Source organism: Prauserella endophytica, from assembly GCF_005146945.1.
GTDB classification, from domain to species: Bacteria; Actinomycetota; Actinomycetes; order Mycobacteriales; family Pseudonocardiaceae; genus Prauserella_A; species Prauserella_A endophytica.
In genome coordinates this window covers 167,291-183,726 of the sequence record NZ_SWMS01000005.1, presented here as the reverse complement: position 1 = coordinate 183,726, position 16,436 = coordinate 167,291, and the positions used below count along the sequence as shown (strand labels likewise).

21 protein-coding genes are annotated in these 16,436 nt (G+C 71.5%); 7 read left to right on the top strand and 14 right to left on the bottom strand.

Annotated features, from left to right (window positions below; all coding sequences use genetic code 11):
• The first annotated feature begins 84 nt into the window (after nucleotides 1-84).
• Nucleotides 85-249 (top strand): hypothetical protein, encoded by a 165-nt coding sequence (locus FCN18_RS39485; protein WP_170200541.1) that lies wholly within the window; start codon nucleotides 85-87, stop codon nucleotides 247-249.
• A 145-nt stretch (nucleotides 250-394) separates the two neighbouring features.
• Here FCN18_RS39485 and FCN18_RS11900 read toward each other — a convergent pair whose 3' ends face one another.
• Nucleotides 395-766, bottom strand: coding sequence for a HesB/IscA family protein (locus tag FCN18_RS11900; protein ID WP_110342446.1), 372 nt, complete (start codon nucleotides 764-766; stop codon nucleotides 395-397).
• A gap of 138 nt (nucleotides 767-904) precedes the next feature.
• On the opposite strand from FCN18_RS11900, the gene FCN18_RS11895 reads away from it, so the two are divergent.
• Nucleotides 905-1,561 (top strand): DUF3043 domain-containing protein, encoded by a 657-nt coding sequence (locus tag FCN18_RS11895; protein WP_112275025.1) that lies wholly within the window; start codon nucleotides 905-907, stop codon nucleotides 1,559-1,561.
• Nucleotides 1,562-1,696: 135 nt separating this feature from the next.
• Nucleotides 1,697-2,686 (top strand): aldo/keto reductase family protein, encoded by a 990-nt coding sequence (locus FCN18_RS11890; RefSeq protein WP_112275023.1) that lies wholly within the window; start codon nucleotides 1,697-1,699, stop codon nucleotides 2,684-2,686.
• A 9-nt stretch (nucleotides 2,687-2,695) separates the two neighbouring features.
• Here the strand turns inward: FCN18_RS11890 and FCN18_RS11885 are convergent, their stop codons facing one another.
• The 10 genes from FCN18_RS11885 to srlA all read right to left on the bottom strand — a co-directional run bounded on the left by FCN18_RS11885 (nucleotide 2,696) and on the right by srlA (nucleotide 10,885).
• Complete coding sequence (locus tag FCN18_RS11885; protein WP_228713890.1) at nucleotides 2,696-3,043, bottom strand: hypothetical protein; 348 nt, start codon at nucleotides 3,041-3,043, stop codon at nucleotides 2,696-2,698.
• A complete protein-coding gene (locus tag FCN18_RS11880) occupies nucleotides 3,040-3,795 on the bottom strand; it encodes an IspD/TarI family cytidylyltransferase (RefSeq protein ID WP_112275021.1) in 756 nt (251 codons plus the stop codon). The genes FCN18_RS11885 and FCN18_RS11880 overlap by 4 nt, the downstream gene beginning before the upstream one ends.
• Nucleotides 3,796-3,802: 7 nt before the next feature.
• A complete protein-coding gene (locus FCN18_RS11875; RefSeq protein WP_137094949.1) occupies nucleotides 3,803-4,969 on the bottom strand; it encodes a dihydrolipoamide acetyltransferase family protein in 1,167 nt (388 codons plus the stop codon).
• The gene (locus FCN18_RS11870; protein WP_137094947.1) at nucleotides 4,963-5,973 is read right to left on the bottom strand and encodes an alpha-ketoacid dehydrogenase subunit beta; all 1,011 of its coding nucleotides are present in this window, start codon (nucleotides 5,971-5,973) and stop codon (nucleotides 4,963-4,965) included. Before FCN18_RS11870 ends, FCN18_RS11875 begins: the two co-directional genes overlap by 7 nt.
• Entirely contained in the window at nucleotides 5,970-6,941 is a 972-nt protein-coding gene (locus FCN18_RS11865) for a thiamine pyrophosphate-dependent dehydrogenase E1 component subunit alpha (protein WP_137094945.1), read from the bottom strand. The genes FCN18_RS11870 and FCN18_RS11865 overlap by 4 nt, the downstream gene beginning before the upstream one ends.
• Nucleotides 6,932-8,239: an NAD(P)H-dependent oxidoreductase gene (locus tag FCN18_RS11860; RefSeq protein ID WP_137094943.1), complete on the bottom strand. Its 1,308-nt coding sequence runs from the start codon at nucleotides 8,237-8,239 to the stop codon at nucleotides 6,932-6,934. Before FCN18_RS11860 ends, FCN18_RS11865 begins: the two co-directional genes overlap by 10 nt.
• 179 nt (nucleotides 8,240-8,418) lie before the next feature.
• Nucleotides 8,419-8,814: a transcriptional regulator GutM gene (locus FCN18_RS11855; protein ID WP_113642447.1), complete on the bottom strand. Its 396-nt coding sequence runs from the start codon at nucleotides 8,812-8,814 to the stop codon at nucleotides 8,419-8,421.
• A complete protein-coding gene (locus FCN18_RS11850) occupies nucleotides 8,811-9,185 on the bottom strand; it encodes a PTS glucitol/sorbitol transporter subunit IIA (RefSeq protein WP_112275010.1) in 375 nt (124 codons plus the stop codon). Before FCN18_RS11850 ends, FCN18_RS11855 begins: the two co-directional genes overlap by 4 nt.
• 12 nt (nucleotides 9,186-9,197) lie before the next feature.
• Nucleotides 9,198-10,235 carry a PTS glucitol/sorbitol transporter subunit IIB gene (srlE, locus tag FCN18_RS11845; RefSeq protein WP_199542797.1) on the bottom strand — a complete coding sequence of 346 codons (1,038 nt, stop codon included), beginning with the start codon at nucleotides 10,233-10,235 and terminating at the stop codon, nucleotides 9,198-9,200.
• Nucleotides 10,232-10,885 (bottom strand): PTS glucitol/sorbitol transporter subunit IIC, encoded by a 654-nt coding sequence (gene srlA / locus FCN18_RS11840; RefSeq protein WP_228713888.1) that lies wholly within the window; start codon nucleotides 10,883-10,885, stop codon nucleotides 10,232-10,234. The genes srlE and srlA overlap by 4 nt, the downstream gene beginning before the upstream one ends.
• Before the next feature lie 128 nt (nucleotides 10,886-11,013).
• On the opposite strand from srlA, the gene FCN18_RS11835 reads away from it, so the two are divergent.
• From FCN18_RS11835 to cobT, 3 genes are read left to right on the top strand one after another with little or no spacing between them, the layout of a single operon-like run.
• A complete protein-coding gene (locus FCN18_RS11835) occupies nucleotides 11,014-11,280 on the top strand; it encodes an HPr family phosphocarrier protein (protein ID WP_112275008.1) in 267 nt (88 codons plus the stop codon).
• A gap of 4 nt (nucleotides 11,281-11,284) precedes the next feature.
• Nucleotides 11,285-12,238, top strand: coding sequence for a sugar-binding transcriptional regulator (locus FCN18_RS11830; protein ID WP_112275006.1), 954 nt, complete (start codon nucleotides 11,285-11,287; stop codon nucleotides 12,236-12,238).
• 9 nt (nucleotides 12,239-12,247) lie between these two features.
• Complete coding sequence (gene cobT, locus FCN18_RS11825; RefSeq protein WP_137094941.1) at nucleotides 12,248-13,276, top strand: nicotinate-nucleotide--dimethylbenzimidazole phosphoribosyltransferase; 1,029 nt, start codon at nucleotides 12,248-12,250, stop codon at nucleotides 13,274-13,276.
• An 89-nt stretch (nucleotides 13,277-13,365) separates the two neighbouring features.
• On the opposite strand, the gene FCN18_RS11820 is transcribed toward cobT, so the two are convergent.
• On the bottom strand, nucleotides 13,366-14,469 hold the full coding sequence (locus FCN18_RS11820; protein WP_137094939.1) for a branched-chain amino acid aminotransferase: 1,104 nt from the start codon (nucleotides 14,467-14,469) through the stop codon (nucleotides 13,366-13,368).
• A gap of 53 nt (nucleotides 14,470-14,522) precedes the next feature.
• Here FCN18_RS11820 and FCN18_RS11815 point away from each other — a divergent pair, with 53 nt between their 5' ends.
• Entirely contained in the window at nucleotides 14,523-14,834 is a 312-nt protein-coding gene (locus FCN18_RS11815; RefSeq protein ID WP_113642442.1) for a hypothetical protein, read from the top strand.
• Nucleotides 14,835-14,837: 3 nt separating this feature from the next.
• Here FCN18_RS11815 and FCN18_RS11810 read toward each other — a convergent pair whose 3' ends face one another.
• Nucleotides 14,838-15,464 carry a DUF402 domain-containing protein gene (locus tag FCN18_RS11810; protein WP_137094936.1) on the bottom strand — a complete coding sequence of 209 codons (627 nt, stop codon included), beginning with the start codon at nucleotides 15,462-15,464 and terminating at the stop codon, nucleotides 14,838-14,840.
• A gap of 5 nt (nucleotides 15,465-15,469) precedes the next feature.
• Nucleotides 15,470-16,381: a hypothetical protein gene (locus FCN18_RS11805; RefSeq protein WP_137094934.1), complete on the bottom strand. Its 912-nt coding sequence runs from the start codon at nucleotides 16,379-16,381 to the stop codon at nucleotides 15,470-15,472.
• Between the last annotated feature and the right edge of the window lie 55 nt (nucleotides 16,382-16,436).

Below are 16,436 nucleotides of genomic sequence, written 5' to 3'. Positions count from 1 at the left end.
CAGTCGGGTAACGGTTCGATCGAAACGCGAGACTACCGAGAGGTAAGGGTGTCGCGCACGGGCCGTAGCGCCTACGTTGCTCATGTGAGCACCGCCACCGAACCGGAGACCCTGGCCGAGCTGATCGCAGACTGCGCGGAGATCCCGAGGCCGGAGGTGCCCAGGCACGAACAGGTGGCCGCCGCCGCCCCGTGGAAGGTCGACGACGCCTGCCACGCGCGGGTCGCCGACCTCGACGAGTACGTCTGACCCCCCGGTCCCCACGGGCCCGGGTACGCACAGGGGCCGCGATCAATGGCGATCGCGGCCCCTGTGTGCTGTTCGGGCCCGGAAACGACGAAGGCGCTGGTCACGACGATGCGTGACCAGCGCCCTCCAACGCACGAAACGCGGCTCAGTGGAACGAGTCGCCGCAGGCGCAGGAGCCACCCGCGTTGGGGTTGTCGATCGTGAAGCCCTGCTTCTCGATGGTGTCGACGAAGTCGATCTCGGCACCCTGCACGTACGGCGCGCTCATGCGGTCCACGGCGACGCGCAGGCCATTGAAGTCGCGGAACAGGTCCCCGTCCAGCGTCCGCTCGTCGAAGAACAGCTGGTAGCGCAGACCGGCGCAGCCACCAGGCTGGACGGCGATCCGCAGGTGCATGTCGTCGCGGCCCTCTTGATCGAGCAGCGCCTTCGCCTTGGCGGCCGCGGCGTCGGTCAGAATGACGCCGTGCGTGGTCTCGCCGGCCTCGGCGGCGGTGTTCTGCTCAGCGGTCGTCATGACTCTCCCTCAAGGTCTGTTCGCAGGGGCGGTTACCGGTGCAACAAGCCCGGGTCCCGTTCTGTTCCCCACTGACCATGGTGACACATCTTTCGACCGGCTGAACATGCGTGGTGAGCACTGCAATACCCTGGTGAGGTGAGGTTCCTGCGCCGTAACAGTACTGAAGAGGCCGCTGCCGAGGCCGACGCCGTCGAGGTCGACTCCGGCGGCGAATCTCACGCCCCGAAGGGCTACACGCCGGGCAAGGGCCGGGCGACGCCCAGGCGGCGAGAGGCCGAGGGCAAGCGGCGGGGTCCGGTGGCCCCGCCACCGCGCACCACGCGCGAGGCGATCCGGCGGAACCGGGAGCTGCGCAAGCAGAACCCGGTGAGCAAGGAGGAGCGGCGCGCCGCTGCCAAGGAGCGCCGCGAGCGCATGCTGGCCGGCGACGAGCGGTACCTGCTGCCGCGCGACCGTGGGCCGGTCAAGGCCTACGTGCGCGACCTGGTGGACTCACGCCGCAACGTGCTCGGGTTGTTCATGCCGCTGGCGATCCTCGTGTTCGTGTCGCTGCTCGTACCGGTACCCGCCATCCAGCAGTACGCGACGCTGGTCACCACGGTGATGCTGCTGGGCATGCTGCTGGAGGGCTTCCTCAACGGCCGCAAGATCGCGAAGCTGGTGCGGCAGCGGTTCCCCAACGAGACCGTCAAGGGCGCCGCCCTCGGCTGGTACGCGTTCGTCAGGGCCAGCCAGATCCGCAAGCTGCGCATGCCCAAGCCCCGCCTCAAGCCGGGCGACCCGATTCCGTAATCCGGGACAACGCGGGAGCAAGGGAGCTTTACTACCGGAAAACGGGAGTAAAGCTCCCTTGCTCCCTCTCGGCGGCGAGCTGGAGCCGCTCCAGGTCGTTAGCATTGCGAACCATTCGTGGCTAGGCTTCGGGCCATGGAGTTTCGTCGTCTCGGCCGTAGCGGCCTTTCGGTCAGTGAGATCTCGTACGGGAACTGGCTCACCCACGGTTCCCAGGTCGAGGAGGAGCAGGCACAGGCCTGCATCAAGGCAGCCCTCGACGCGGGCATCACCACCTTCGACACCGCCGACGTCTACGCGAACACGGCCGCGGAGTCGGTGCTCGGCCGGGGTCTCGCCGGCCAGCGCCGCGAGAGCCTGGAGATCCTGACGAAGGTCTTCTGGCCCACCGGCCCCGGCGGGCCCAACGACAAGGGCCTCGGCCGCAAGCACATCATGGAGTCGGCCCACGCGTCGCTGAAGCGCCTCGGCACCGACTACATCGACGTCTACCAGGCGCACCGCTTCGACCGCACCGTCCCGCTCGAGGAGACCATGCTCGCGTTCGCCGACCTGGTGCGGCAGGGCAAGGTGCTCTACGTCGGCGTCTCGGAGTGGACCGCGGAGCAGATCACCAGGGGCGCCGCGCTCGCCCGCGAGCTGAAGGTGCCGTTCGTGTCCAACCAGCCGCAGTACAACATGCTGTGGCGCGTGATCGAGGAGCAGGTCGTCCCGGCCTGCGAGCGGGAGGGCATGAGCCAGATCGTGTGGTCGCCCATCGCGCAGGGCGTGCTCACCGGCAAGTACGTGCCCGGCCAGGCCCCGCCCGAGGGCTCGCGCGCGACCGACGAGAAGGGCGGGGCGAACTTCGTCAAGCGCTTCCTCAACGACGACGTGCTGGAGCGGGTCCAGCGGCTGCGCCCGCTGGCCGACCAGGCGGGGCTCTCGCTCGCGCAGCTGGCGGTGGCGTGGGTGCTGCAGAACGGCAACGTGGCCTCGGCGATCATCGGCGCCTCCCGTCCCGAGCAGGTGCACGAGAACGTCAAGGCCGCGGGCGTGAAGCTCGACGCGGACCTGCTGCGGGCGATCGACACCGAGCTGCTGGGCGTGGTCGAGACCGACCCGACCCTGACCAAGAGCCCGTAGCCCGGCGGCTCAGTCGCGCTCGGCGCGCCGGGCGTCGGCCGCGGCGCTCCACACCAGCCGGATCTCCTCCAGCAGTTCCCACGGCTTGAGCACCGTGGTGCGCGGCAGCGAGCTGGCGAAGCCGACCGGGTGCCTGCGGAACCTCCGCAGCATCCGGCTCGGCTTGCTCACCATCCGCTGCCGCAGGTCCCGGAGGTATCGGTCGCGCACGTCCCGTTCGATGCGGTTGCCGCAGCGGGTGCACGTGGTGACGACGAGCAGCCTGCCCGCGTACGCGAGCTCGTGGCGGGTGTCCTGACCACAGTCGTGGCAGGTCAGCGTGGCGTACTCGACCGTCCCCATGATGCTCACCCTCATGTCTGGTACTCCGCCGCCGCGAGTACCTGCTCGGCGATCACGAGATCGTGTGGGTAGGTGATCTTGAAGTTCTGCTGTTCTCCGCGCACCCAGTGCACGGGCAGCCCGGAGAAGCGCTCCATGCAGGACGCCGTGTCGGTGCCGAGAAACTCCTCCCGCGCGGCCTGCTCGTAGGCGGCCAGCAGCGGGCCCGCGCGGAAGCCCTGCGGGGTCTGCGCCCTGATGATCGCGCCGGGTGTCTGCTCGGCGAGCGTGGCGCCGTCGTCGCCGACCGCCACGATGTCCTCGGCAGGCAGCCCGGGGATCGCGCCGCCGTGCTCCCTCGCCGAGTGCAGCACGCCCGCGATCAGCGCGGGGCTCACGAGCGGGCGGGCCGCGTCGTGCAGCAGCACGGTGTCGACGGTCCCGTCGTCGATCCGGCTCGCGAGGTGCCGCAGGGCCCGCAGCTCGGACTCCTGCCGGGTCTCGCCGCCGTAGACGACCTCCACCTCGGCGCCGTCGACCTCGCGGTCGAGCACCCAGTCCACGAGCTCGCCGTCCTGTGGGCGGGCGACCAGCACCAGCGCGCCGATGTCGGGGACGCGGGCGAACGCGCCGAGCGACCACGACACGAGGCGGCGGCCCGCGAGCGGGAGGTAGACCTTGTTCATGGCGGCTCCGACGCGGGTGCCTGCGCCGCTGGCGAGCACGACGCCCGCCGCGTACGGCACGCGCCTGACCCGCCGCGCGCGCCGCGCCTTCCGTTCCGCCACGCCGGGATCATACGAGCTCCCCGTCCAGCAGCCGCTGCACCGTCGTGAGCAGACGGGCGCCGTCGGCTCCGTCGCCGACGCGGTGGTCGACGCTCAGGCCAACCGTGCAGCGGAGGCTCACGCCGATGCCGCCGGGCACGGGCACCACCTTCGGCTCGATCGCGCCCAGCGCGAGCGCCGTCGCCTGCGGCGGGGTGAGCAGTGCCTGGAACGCGCCCACGCCGAGGCCGCCGAGGTTGGACACCGTGGTGGTGGCGGGTGCGGAGAGCTCGGCGAGGCCGAGCCTGCCCGCCCTCGCCCGATCCACGACGTCGGTGATCCGCGCCGCGAGCGCGTCGAGGCTCAGCTGGTCCGGATCGGTGAGCACGGGTGCGAGCAGCCCGCGCCCGGTGTCGACCGCGAGCGCGACGCCGACGTGCTCGTGTGCCCGCACCTCGCCGTCGACCCAGCTCGCGTTGAGCTCGGGGTGCTCGCGCAGCGCGCCGGCGAGTACGTGGGTGAACACGGCCGTCCAGCCATGCCTGCGGTTCTCCCCGGCACGCTGGAGATCGATGTCGCGGTACAGCACGAACTGGGGCACCTGAGCGCTCGCCGCCATCCGTCGCGCGATCGCCGTTCGCGCCCCCTTCCGCCGCCGCGAGACGGGAGCAAGGGAGCTTTGCTCTCGTTTCGCGGTAGTAAAGCTCCCTTGCTCCCTGCCGAAATGCTCGACATCGGATAGGCGGATCGTGTGCCAGGGGCCCGTTGGCGGCACCGTGGCGAGGTCGACGCCGAGGTCGGCCGCGCGCCGGCGCGCGGCCGGTACCGCCGCGACACCGTTGCGGGGCCGCGTCTCCACGGCCACCGCCGCAGGGGGCTCGGCTTCCGGCGATGGCTCCGGTGCCGGTTCCGGCGGACCGTCGAAGAGGCCCTCCAGCAGGTCGTCCGCCTCCGAGGCGACGAAGGCGATGGGCTCCCCGACCCCGATCACGTCCTCCGGCTCGGCCACCAGGCGCGTGAGCACGCCGTCGACGTTCGACTCCACCTCCATGTCCACCTTGTCGGTGGTCACCTCGCACACGACCTCGCCCTGGCGCACCTGGTCCCCCTCGGCCTTGCGCCACCCGACGAGCACGCCCTCGGTCATGGTCATGGACATCTTCGGCATGACCAGCGCGACTTCCTTGGCTACCACCGTTTCACCAGCTCACTCGCCTCGCGGACGATGTCCTCCACCTGCGGCACGGCGGCCCGCTCCAGCTGGGGCGCATACGGGATCGGCACGTCGAGCCCGCACAGCCGCGCCACCGGCGCACGCAGGTGGCCGAACGCGCTCGACTCCACGATCCGCGCGGCGATCTCGCCCATGAAGCCGCCCGTCTTGGGCGCCTCCTGCACGAGCAACGCCCGGCCCGTCGCCGTCACGCTGTCCACAATGGTCCGATCGTCGAGCGGCCGGAGCGTGCGCGGGTCGAGCACGCTCGCCTGGATGCCCTGCGCCGCCAGCGTTTCCGCCGCCTCCAGCGCCCGCGACACCATCACACCGGTGGCCACGATCGTCAGGTCCCCACCGGTGCGGCGCACCGCCGTCTCCCCGAGCCGGACCCGCTCGGGGACCTCTGGCACCGGCCCGCTCTGCTTGTAGAGCAGCTTGTGCTCCAGCACGATCACCGGGTTCGGGTCGTCGATCGCCGCGAGCAGCAACCCCTTCGCGTCGGCGGGCGTCGCAGGCATCACGACCTTGAGTCCGGGCACGTGGGCGAACCACGCCTCCAGGCTCTGCGAGTGCTGGGCGGCCGCACCGGTGCCCGACCCGCCGGGCGCGCGCAGCACCATCGGCACGGTCGCCGCGCCGCCCAGCATGAAGTGGATCTTCGCGGCCTGGTTGACGATCTGATCCATCGCCTGCGCGGTGAAGTCGGAGAACTGGATCTCCACGATCGGCCGCATCCCGGCCAGCGCGGCCCCCACCGCCGCGCCGACTATGCCCAGCTCGCTGATCGGAGTGTCGCGCACCCGCTCCTCACCGAAGCGGTGCACCAGGTCGCCGGTGACGCCGAACGCACCGCCGTAGGTGCCGACGTCCTCCCCCAGCAGGAACACGCGCTCGTCGTCCTCCATCGCCTGCCCGAGCGCCTCACGCACGGCCTCGGCGTAGGTCAGCGTGCGGGTGCTCGTCGCGTCCAGCACAGCGGTCATCGGTCACTCCTGGCGTAGACGGCGTCGGTCAGTGAGTCGGCACTGGCGTCGGGTGCGGCATTCGCGGTCCGGATGGCTTCGCGCACGCGTTCGCGCGCCTCGTCGCGACAGGCCGCGATGTCCACTTCGGACAGAGTGCCCGCCACCGCGCGCTCGAAGCGCGCGATGGGGTCCTGCTCGCGCCAGCTCTCGATCTCCTCGCGCGTGCGGTAGAGGTTCTTGTCGCTCTTCGAATGCCCCTTCCAGCGGTAGGTGACGGCCTCGACCAGCGTCGGCCCCTGCCCCGCCCTCGCCCTGTGCACGGCGTCGGAGACGGCGTCGTGCACGGCCTGCGGGTCGTTGCCGTCCACGGTCACGCCCGGGATGCCGTAGGCGGCCGCGCGCTCGGCGAGCCGCTGGACCTTGAACGCCTTGCCCACCGACATCGACATGCCGTAGTGGTTGTTCTCGCACACGAACACCACCGGCAGGTCCCAGATGGCGGCGAGGTTGACGCCCTCGTGCCACGCGCCCTCGTTCACCGCACCGTCGCCGAAGAAGCTCACCACCACCTGCTCGCCCCGGCGGAGCTTGACGGCGAGCCCGGCGCCCGCGGCGATCGGCACGCCGCCCGCGACGATGCCGTTGGCGCCGAGGTTCCCGGTCGCGACATCGGCGATGTGCATCGAACCGCCGCGGCCCCGGCAGTAGCCGGTCTCCTTGGCGAGCAGCTCGGCCATCATCGCGTCGAGCTCGGCTCCCCTCGCGATGCAATGCCCGTGGCCCCGGTGGGTGGAGGTGATGTAGTCGCCCTCGCGCAGCGCGAGGCACGCCCCGGCCGGCACGGCCTCCTGCCCGATCGACAGGTGCATGGTGCCGTGCATGAGGCCGCGTGCGAAGAGGTCGTCCACGGCCTCCTCGAACCGGCGGATCGTCCACATCGTCCGCAGCGTTTCCCGCGCCACGGCGGCGTCCTTGGTCAGATCCATGTGCCCAGCACCTCCTCGCCGTCGGCCAGCCGGTCCTGCAGCCTGCGCAGCGTGGCGATGGTCGTGGTCTCGTCGACGGCGACGTCGGCGGTGGTCAGCGCGGTCCCGGCGGCGACCTCCCGCAGCACCCGCGCGCCCTGCGCCAGACCGAGCGGCACATGGTCGCCCGCACGCGCGTTCTCGGCGCTGTCGGTGACGCCGTAGACGGTCTCCCCGCCGATGCCGTCGAGCGTCTCCCCCTCGTGCAGGTCACGCTTGGCGACGGCGAGCACCTCGGCGTTCCACGCCGTGGGCGCGAGGCTCGGAGTGCGGTCCAGCACGGCCTGCGCGACCGAGAGCGGCGCCTCGACGCTCGCGAGGTGGTAGGGCCGGTAGAACGCGTAGTACGGGCCCTTGCCCATGCTCAGATAGGCCATCTCCTCGACGACCACGGGGTGCTCACTGCGGCCGATCACGAACACGCCGGGCGCCACCGGCCCCGTGCAGTAGTCCACGACGCCGGGCCCCGGCAGCACCCCGCCGTCGGCGGCGGGCCGGAACGTCTCCGCGAGCGCCTCGACGGTGCAGTGCGGGCCGCTCATCCCGCGCGCGGGCACGCGCAGGTCGGCTCCGTTGGCGAGGGCAGCCATCTCGATCATGGTCTTGGAGCCGTCGACGAAGCTCGCGAGCATGTGCGGGTTCATACCCTTCGCGGCGGCCTGGTCGGCCACCGAGTCCGGCGTCGCCGTTGGATCGAGCGGGTTGTTCTTGCCTTTGCCCGCGCACACGACCTCGAAGCCGATGTCGCGCACGTAGTCGACCAGCGCCTTGCACTCCACGGGCTCGTCGCCGCGGCACACGGTGTAGACGCGGCCGAGCCCGGCGGCCAGGCGCGCGAGCAGGAGGCCGACCGTCACGTCGCACTCGACGTTGAGCATGGCGACGTCCTTGCCCGCGAGCAGGCCGGCGAACGCGATGCGGGCGCCGACCTCGGGCACGCCGCTGGCGTCGACGAGCACGTCGAGCGGAAGGCCGGGCAGCGCCGTCGCGTCCGCGGTGACCACCGGCGTGCCCGCCTCGATCGCGGCGGCCAGCTCGGCGCGGGACCCCTGTGCCACCACGCGGTCGTGACCGGCCTGCGCGAACGCCTGCCGCCCGCGTTCCGGCGCGATGTCGGCGATGGCCGCGACCTCCATGCCCGCGATCCGGCTCGCCTGCACCACGAAGCCGAGGCCCATCTGCCCTGCGCCGACGAGCCCGACGCGCACCGGACGGCCCAGCTCCCGCTCGCGGACTCGCAGCCGATCGACATAACTCATCCCGAGGCTCCTCCACCTTATTTGCACGTATGTGCACATCGTGTGCACCGTGGTGCTTCTTTGGTAGCACGCAGATGGAAAAGCACACAAGCCCACCAGCTCTGCACATAGGTGCAAACGCAGTGAAGGCCACCATGCCTGCGTTGAACGCAGGCATGGTGGCCTTCACTGCAGTTGGGTCAGGCGGCCTGGGACCTCACGGTTCCGGCGTTGAGGCGGGCCGCCATCTTCAGCGCCTCGGCGACGGCCTTCGCGAGCGCCTTCGAGCCCGCGCGCTCCTCCGCGCCCTCCACAGGCCCCGCCAGATCAGGGCGTTCGGTGAACTTCGCGAACACCGACACGCCCTCCATCACCTGTGCCCTGGTCACCTCGCCTCGACGACGATCGATCACCAGCAGCACGATCGCGCCGCGCAGCCGCCCCTTCGCTCGCCCGCTGACGAGCAGCATCCCGCTGCGGTTCTCGTCGGTGGCGAGTTCGTTGACGGCGCGCTGGTAGCCGAGGTGCTGGCGGTAGCTCAGCAGCCCCGCGGCGACGAAGCCGCCGACCAGCACGAGCACCGCCTGCCAGGTCACGTCGTCCCCCCGCTCAGTGCGAGCCGGGCGCCGGCCTTCGGCAGCGTCACGCTGCCCTTGCCGTGCACGGCACCCGGCAACAGCGACGTGCCCTCGTCGGGGTTGAGGTAGACGACGATGTGCCCGAGGGTGCGCAGGTTCTCGTGCGCCCGCTCCCCCACGGCGACCAGCTCGACGCGCTCGTCACCGAGCAGGAACACGTCGCCGGGACGGATCTCCCGCTCGGGGCCCTTCGCGGGGCCGTGCACGACGCTCACGCTCTCCAGCGCGTCCGGGATCGGGTCGGCGTACAGGATCACGACGCCGCCCTCGACCATGTCGCCGGCCTCGTCGCCCGCCCGCAGGACGGTGCTCTCGTAGTACACGCTCATTCCTCCACTCTCCTACAGGCCGAAGCTCGCGGCCCACGCGATCAGCACGGCCACCGGCGAGGTGATCATGCGGCTGATCAGCACCGCGGGCGTCCCGACCGCCACGGTCTCCGGCTTCGCCTCGCCCAGCGCGAGACCCACCGGCACGAAATCGCAGCCCACCTGGCCGTTGATCGCGAACAGCGTCGGCAGCGCGTACTGCACCGGCAGCGCGCCGATCGCGATCTGGCTGCCCATCAACGTGCCGATCACCTGCGCGATCGCCGCACCGGGCCCGAGAATCGGCGACAGGAACGGCAGCGCCACGACGAGGCTGATCGCCACGAGCCCGATGGGGTTGCTCGCGATCGGCGAGAGCACCTGGCCCATCCACTGCGCGACACCGGTGTAGATGACGATGCCGAGCAGCAGGCTCACGTAGGCCATGAACGGCAGGATGGTCTTGAGCGTCAGCTCGATCGTCTGCCTGCCCGCGGCGAGCATCGTGTTGACGAACGAGCCGACGCCGGAACCGAACCTGACGAACACGCCCGTGACCGAGTTGAACGCCTGCCCGAACTTCCCGTCCCCGGTCACGGTCGCGGCGACCTCCCGCGACGAGGGCCGTTCCGAACGCGGCGGCACGGCGGGTTGCTCTGCCGGCTCCTCCGAACCCTCCACTGTGGAAGGTTGGACCTGCTCGACGCCGACCGCGGAGACGAACAGCTCCTCGGTGATGAACTTCGCGAGCGGCCCGCCGGGCGCGCCGGGATAGACGTCGACGGTCGGGATGCCCTTGCGCGGGTACACCCCGATGCGCGCCGTGCCGCCGCAGTTGATGACCGCGGCCACCACCTCGTCGTCGGGCACGGTGGTGGTGAAGCCGTCCACCGGCTCCGCCCCGGTCAGCTCGGCGATCCTCGCGGCCACCTCGTGGATGCCGCCCCCGGTCACCGAGAGCACCTTGTTGCGCTTGCCTTCGGCGCGCAGCAGCAGACCCGGCCCCCAGCCGCCCGCGCCAGCGCGCACGAACACCGCACGGGCGGTGTGGGTGGTCTCGATCTCGCTCATGCCTTCACACCTCCGGCCCTGGCGGCCTCGAACTCGCGGTCGAAGTCGGCGAAGACCTCGGTGCGCCCGGTCCGCTTGATCATGAACGCGGTGAGCTTCTCGGTGACGATGCCGCGGATGAAGATCACCACGATGCCGACGAGGAAGTACCGCAGTGCCAGCGGAACCGTCGACTCGCCGAGCTGCGTGATGCCGTTTGCGATGCCGAGCCAGACGAACAGCTCACCGGCGTTGGCGTACGGGAAGAACGTGGTCACCGGGTGCACGAAGGACACCGCGGAGTCGTAGAACGCCGGCTTGTGCCGCTCGGGCAGGAACCGGCCGAACGAGTAGCACATCGGGTTGGTGAGCATCAGCACCGCGATGATCGGCATGATCGTGTACCGCGTGATCCACCACCGTGCCGACCACTGCACCGCTCTGGTCACGCGCTGCTCGCCGATGAAGGTCGTCAGCGCGTACATGAACGTGAGCAGGACGATCAGGGTCGGCAGGATGCCGGTCACCAACCCCACGAACTGCTCGCCCGACTCGTTGAACAGCCCGATGAAATGTGTGCCCAGCCATTCGAAGACGCCGAGCACACCGCCGCTCGTCTCCGGCTCCGGCTGTGCCGGCTGCTGCTGCGCCATTACAGCAAGCACTTGCATTCCTGGCCTCCTTCTCGGCCCCCACAATCCGGCATTTGCACTTATGTGCGTACGTTCTTCACGTTTGCCAGTGATGTGTGTAACATGCCGCTCAAGCGTCGACAAGACCCGATTGCGAAGGAGCACGCATGCCGGAGATCCGCGTGAAGATCGCCTCCAGCGTCGGCCTGCACGCCAGGCCCGCCAGCGTTTTCGTCAAGGCCGCCGCCAAGCACTCCGGCGAGGTCCTCATCGGCAGGCCCGGCACGGAGCCCGTGGACGCGCGCAGCATGCTCTCGGTGCTGAGCCTCGCGATCGGACACGGCGAGGAGGTGGTGCTGCGCACCGACGGCGAGAACGCCGACGCCGCGCTCACCGAGCTGTCCCGGCTGCTGGTGACCGATCTGGACGCGTGAACCCATGCCACCGCCGCGCGACCAGCAACTGCTCGTCAAGGCGGCCCGCCTCTACTACGAGGAAGGCCGTTCCCAGAACGAGATCGCGACCACCCTGCAGGTGAGCCGCTCGAGCGTCTCGCGCATGCTCACCGCTGCGCGCGAGCGAGGCATCGTCCGGATCCAGATCAACGACCCCACGGGCCGGGACATGGATCTCGAGGCGGAGCTCACCGCGCGGTTCGGCCTCCGCGACTGCCGGGTCGCCGAGATCCACAGCGGCGACCGTCCACTGTCGAGGGTCGGCGACCTCGGCGCCCGGTGGCTGCTGGAGAACCTGCAAGCCGGGCAGCAGATCGGCGTCTCATGGGGACACGGGCTACAGTCCGTCGTGCAGCACATCCCCGACGAGGGCGGGCTCGACGTCGAGGTGCTCCCGCTCGTGGGTGGACTGTCCGCAGTGGACTCGGCGATCAGCGGCGAGGAGCTCGTGCGCGACCTCGCGGGCCGGGTCGGTGGCCGGTACCAGCGGCTGCACGCTCCCGCGCTGCTCACTTCCAAGGCGGGCCGGGACGTGCTGCTCGCCGAGCCGAGTGTGCAGGCCACCCTCGACGCCGCGCGCCGGGTTCAGGTGGCGATCGTCGGCATCGGCAGCGTCGGGCAGGGCTCCTCGGCCGCGCTCGTGAAGGCCATGAACCTCAGCGCCGAGGAGCAGGCCCGCTTCGACGCGGCCCGGCCCGTGGGCGACGTCTGCGCCCGGTTCTTCGACGCGGAGGGCACGCCGCTGGCAGGCCCCTCCGACGACCACGTGCTGGCCGTGTCGCTCGCCGACCTCGCCGCGATCCCGACGGTCGCGGGCGTGGCGGCGGGCCCCGAGAAGGCCGGCGGCGTGCTCGGCGCGCTGCGCACCGGCGTGCTCGACGTGCTCGTGTGCGACAGCTCCCTGGCCAGGGCCCTGCTCACGCGCGACGCGCGGTAACTTGGCCCCGTGCCCATCGAGTTCGCCACCGTCCCCCATCCCGACGAGATCGCCCGTGCCGACGCCCTGCGGCGTCACGGCCTGCTGCTCAAACCGGCGGGCTCGCTCGGCAGGCTCGAGGACCTCGGCGCGTGGATCGCCGCGTGCCAGGGTCAGTCGCCGCCGCGACCGCTCAAGCGCACGCGGGTCGTCGTGTTGGCGGGTGACCACGGGATCGCCGCCAAGGGCGTCTCCGCCTACAAACCGGAGGTGACACGGCAGCTGCTCGCCGCCGCCCGGTCCGGTGGCGGCGCGCTGAACGTCCTCGCCGACGTCGCGGGCGCCGGCCTGCGCGTGGAGGACATCGCCGTGGACTCGGCCGAGGACGGCGAGTTCAAGGTCCGCAGGGGTTCCGGCTCCATCGACGTCGAGGACGCGCTCACCGCCGATGAGGCCGAGGCGGCCGTGCGGGCGGGCATGCGCCTCGCCGACGCCGAGGTGGACGCGGGCGCCGACCTGCTCGTGCCCGCCGACCTCGGCGTCGGCGTGACCACCCCGGCGTCCACGCTCGTCGCGGCGCTCACCGGGACGGAGCCGGTGGCCGTGATCGGCAGGGGCTCGGGCATCGACGACAACGGGTGGATGCGCAAGGCCGTCGCGGTGCGCGACGCCCTGCGGCGCGCCCGGCCCGCCCTGTCCGACCCGATGGAGCTGCTGCGCACCGCCGGTGGCGCGGACCTCGCCGCGATGGCCGGCTTCCTCGCCCAGGCCGCCGTGCGCCGCACGCCCGTGCTGCTCGACGGACTCGCGTCGGCCGCCGCCGCAATGGTCGCCGAGGAGCTCGCGCCCGGCTCGCGCTCGTGGTGGCTCGCCACGCACCGGTCCACCGAGCCCGCGCAGGGGCTCGCGCTCGACCACCTCGACCTGGAGCCCGTGGTCGACCTCGGGATCCGGCTCGGCAACGGCGTCGGCGCGACAGCGGTGCTACCGCTGCTCACGGCGTCGGCGCGGCTGCTGACGGAGATCGCGACGTTCGACCAGGTGCCGCAGGCCGAGTAGGCCGCGAGCGCACGACTCGCCGTCGGGAACGGGCAACTCGCCGGCCGGAACGGGGGACTCGCCGGCCGGAACGGGGGACTCGCGGGGCGTCAGGCGAGCTTGTGCATCCAGCCGTGCGGGTCGGGGCGGGTGCCCTCCTGGATGCCGGTCAGCTCCTCGCGCAGGCGCATGGTCAGCTCACCGGGCTTGCCGCCCGAGATGGTGAACTCGCCGCCGCCGTGCTTGACGCGGCCCACCGGCGTGATCACGGCGGCCGTGCCGCACGCGAACACCTCGGTCAGCTCGCCGGAGGCGGCCGCCTTCTCCCACTCGTCGGTGGAGATCTTGCGCTCCTCGACGCGGTGGCCGAAGTCGGAGGCCAGCTTCAGCAGGGTGTCGCGGGTGACGCCGGGCAGCAGCGAACCGCTCAGTTCGGGTGTCACCACCCGGGCGTCCTCACCGGAGCCGAAGACGAAGAACAGGTTCATCCCGCCCATCTCCTCGACCCAGCGCCGCTCGACCGCGTCGAGCCACACCACCTGGTCGCAGCCCTGCTCCACGGCCTGCGCCTGCGCCACGAAGGACGCCGCGTAGTTACCGGCGCACTTGGCGAACCCGGTGCCGCCGGGGGCCGCCCGCACGTACTCCGTCGACAGCCACACGCTCACCGGCTTCACGCCACCGGCGAAGTAGGAGCCCGCGGGCGAGGCGATGAGCGAGTAGAGGTAGGAGCCCGACGGCCGGTTGACGCCGAGACCCGCCTCGGTGGCGATCATGAACGGCCGCAGGTACAGCGTGTCGCCCTGCCGCGTCGGCACCCACCGCTCGTCGACGGCGATCAGCTCGTGGATCGAGCCGACGAACAGCTCGTCGGGCAGCTCCGGCATCGCGAGCCGCGCGGCGGAGCGACGGAACCGGGCGGCGTTCTGCTCGGGCCGGAACGCGCTGATCGTGCCGTCCGGCTGCCGGTACGCCTTGAGCCCCTCGAAGATCGCCTGCCCGTAGTGCAGCACGGCCGTGGCCGGGTCGAGCGAGAGCCCCTCGTACGGGCGCACCCTCGGGTCGTGCCAGCCACGCTCGGTGTCCCACTCGACCGTCACCATGTGGTCGGTGAAGTGGGTGCCGAATCCCGGAGCGGCCAGTACCTCGGCTACGCGCTCCGCCGAGGCGGGAGACGTGCTGAGGGTACGGCTGAACGGGATCGTCGTAGTCATGCCGAAGAGCATATCTCGTTAGTAGGAAGTCAGAGGATTCGCCGACCTCTACGATGGCGGACGTGAGCATCCAGCCCCAGCGCCCCCATGGTGGCACCAGCGTGTCCGCGGGCGCCGCATCCGACGCCAAGACCCTCGCGGCCGCCGCGCTGCTCACCTTCGCGGCGGGCATGATCGTGCTGATCGGCTACATCATGGCCGGCGGCTTCGGTGGCTTCCTCGGCATCATCGGAGCCGTGTTCGGCGTCGTGTGGTGGAAGAACCTGCACGGCAAGGTCTTCCCCCGCGACCTGCCCGCGAAGTCCCTGGTCGGCCTGCTCGTCACGGCCGCGGCGCTGTTCGGGCTCTCCTACGTGATGGCCTGACGCTCACAGGTCGCGCAACAGCTCGTCCGGCAGCTCGGGCTCCGGCCACTCCGGGTCGGGCCGGAAGTCGGTGAACGTGCCGTCGAAGGGGAACGCCCCGGCCTCGGCCAGCGCGGCGACGCGCAGCCCCTCCTCCCGCAGCAACGCCAGCTCGCGCTCGGTGAGCCGCCCTGCCCGCAGTGCCGCCTCCGCCTCGTCCTCGTCCTTCCACTCCCAGCTCAGGTCAGGGGCCACGTCGACGTCGAGCACGCCGTCGATACGCCTCGGCCCGTGCGCGTCCCGCCCGCGCGGGATCTCCAGGTTGACGTACCAGCCGGTGAACTCCCCGGCCTCGTCGAAGAACCACCACACCGACGACCACGCGTCCTCGCACACGAGCCGCAGCGTCGACGTGCCGTGCCACCTGTCGTGGACGCGCCTGCGCGGGGCGACGAACCGCTCGGCCAGCGGCGCGTCCCGCTGGTGCCTGCCATCGGAGAGCCTGCTGCCGACTATCCGGGTGCCGGAGGGCAGCCAGCCGAGCAGCCGGGTGCCGTCGTCGGAGAGCACGCGCAGCGGGTGCTGCTGACCGATGCTCGCGTCGGGCCGCAGGAACGTCAGCACCGCCGTCTCTCCTGGATCCCATCTCATCGGCGTCACGCGCCGAACACCAGCCCGGCGAACAGGGCCACGGCGAGCACCGCGGTCGCCACGACGGGCGCGGTGCGCTCGCGGGTGAGCAACGCCGCCGCGAACGCCTGCGCCAGCGCGAACGCGGCGGCCACGAACAGGGCACCCACGGGCGTCAGCACCACCGCGAGCACCGCCGAGGCCAGCCCGCAGGCCGCGGTCCCGACGAGCCGCCGGTGCGGCCGCAGGTCCTGCCGCGCCTCGGTGAGCGCGAGCAGCGCGGCCGGCATGATCGCCAGTACCACGACGCCGCCCAGCAGCGGTTGCAGCGCCTCGGCGTCGGCGGCGGCGAGCGCGTCGCGCAGCGAGCTCACCGAAAGGCCAAGGCGCACGGGGCCCAGCTGGTAGAGCGCCGCCGCGGCGACCGCGACGACCAGCACGGCGCCGGTCGCGAGGCGCCTGGAGTCGAGCCCGGTGAGCAGCGGGAACAGCACGGCACCGGCGAGCAGCAGCCCGGGCACGCCGGGCCACGACGGCTCGCCGGTGGGTCCCGCCGGGGCGATCGCGACGCTCACCGCCACGAACGCGACGCCGGCGACCACGAGCAGCCCGGCGATCCAGCGCCGCCAGTAGTCGCCGATGCCCACGCCCGCGGCGTCGGCGGCCGCGACGAGCAGCACGAACACGCAGGCCCCTAGCCATGCCGAGCCGGGCACCGAATAGGCGGCGAACACCGAGGCGTAGAACGCGACACTCGCGATCCTGGCGCCCGAGCGCAGTCCCCGGTGGATCGTGGCGCCGCGGCCCTCCGGCTCCGGCACCGTCCACTGAGCACAGAAGGCCAGTGCCGCCGCGAGCACGGCCCCGCCGAGCAGCCACCATCCGGCAGCGGATGCGGCCACCGCGAGCGCGCCGAGGATGCCAGCACCGACCTGCACGCTCGTACCTACCTCTCACCGGTCAGGACGCCGTCAATAGCATGGCGGACAAGAT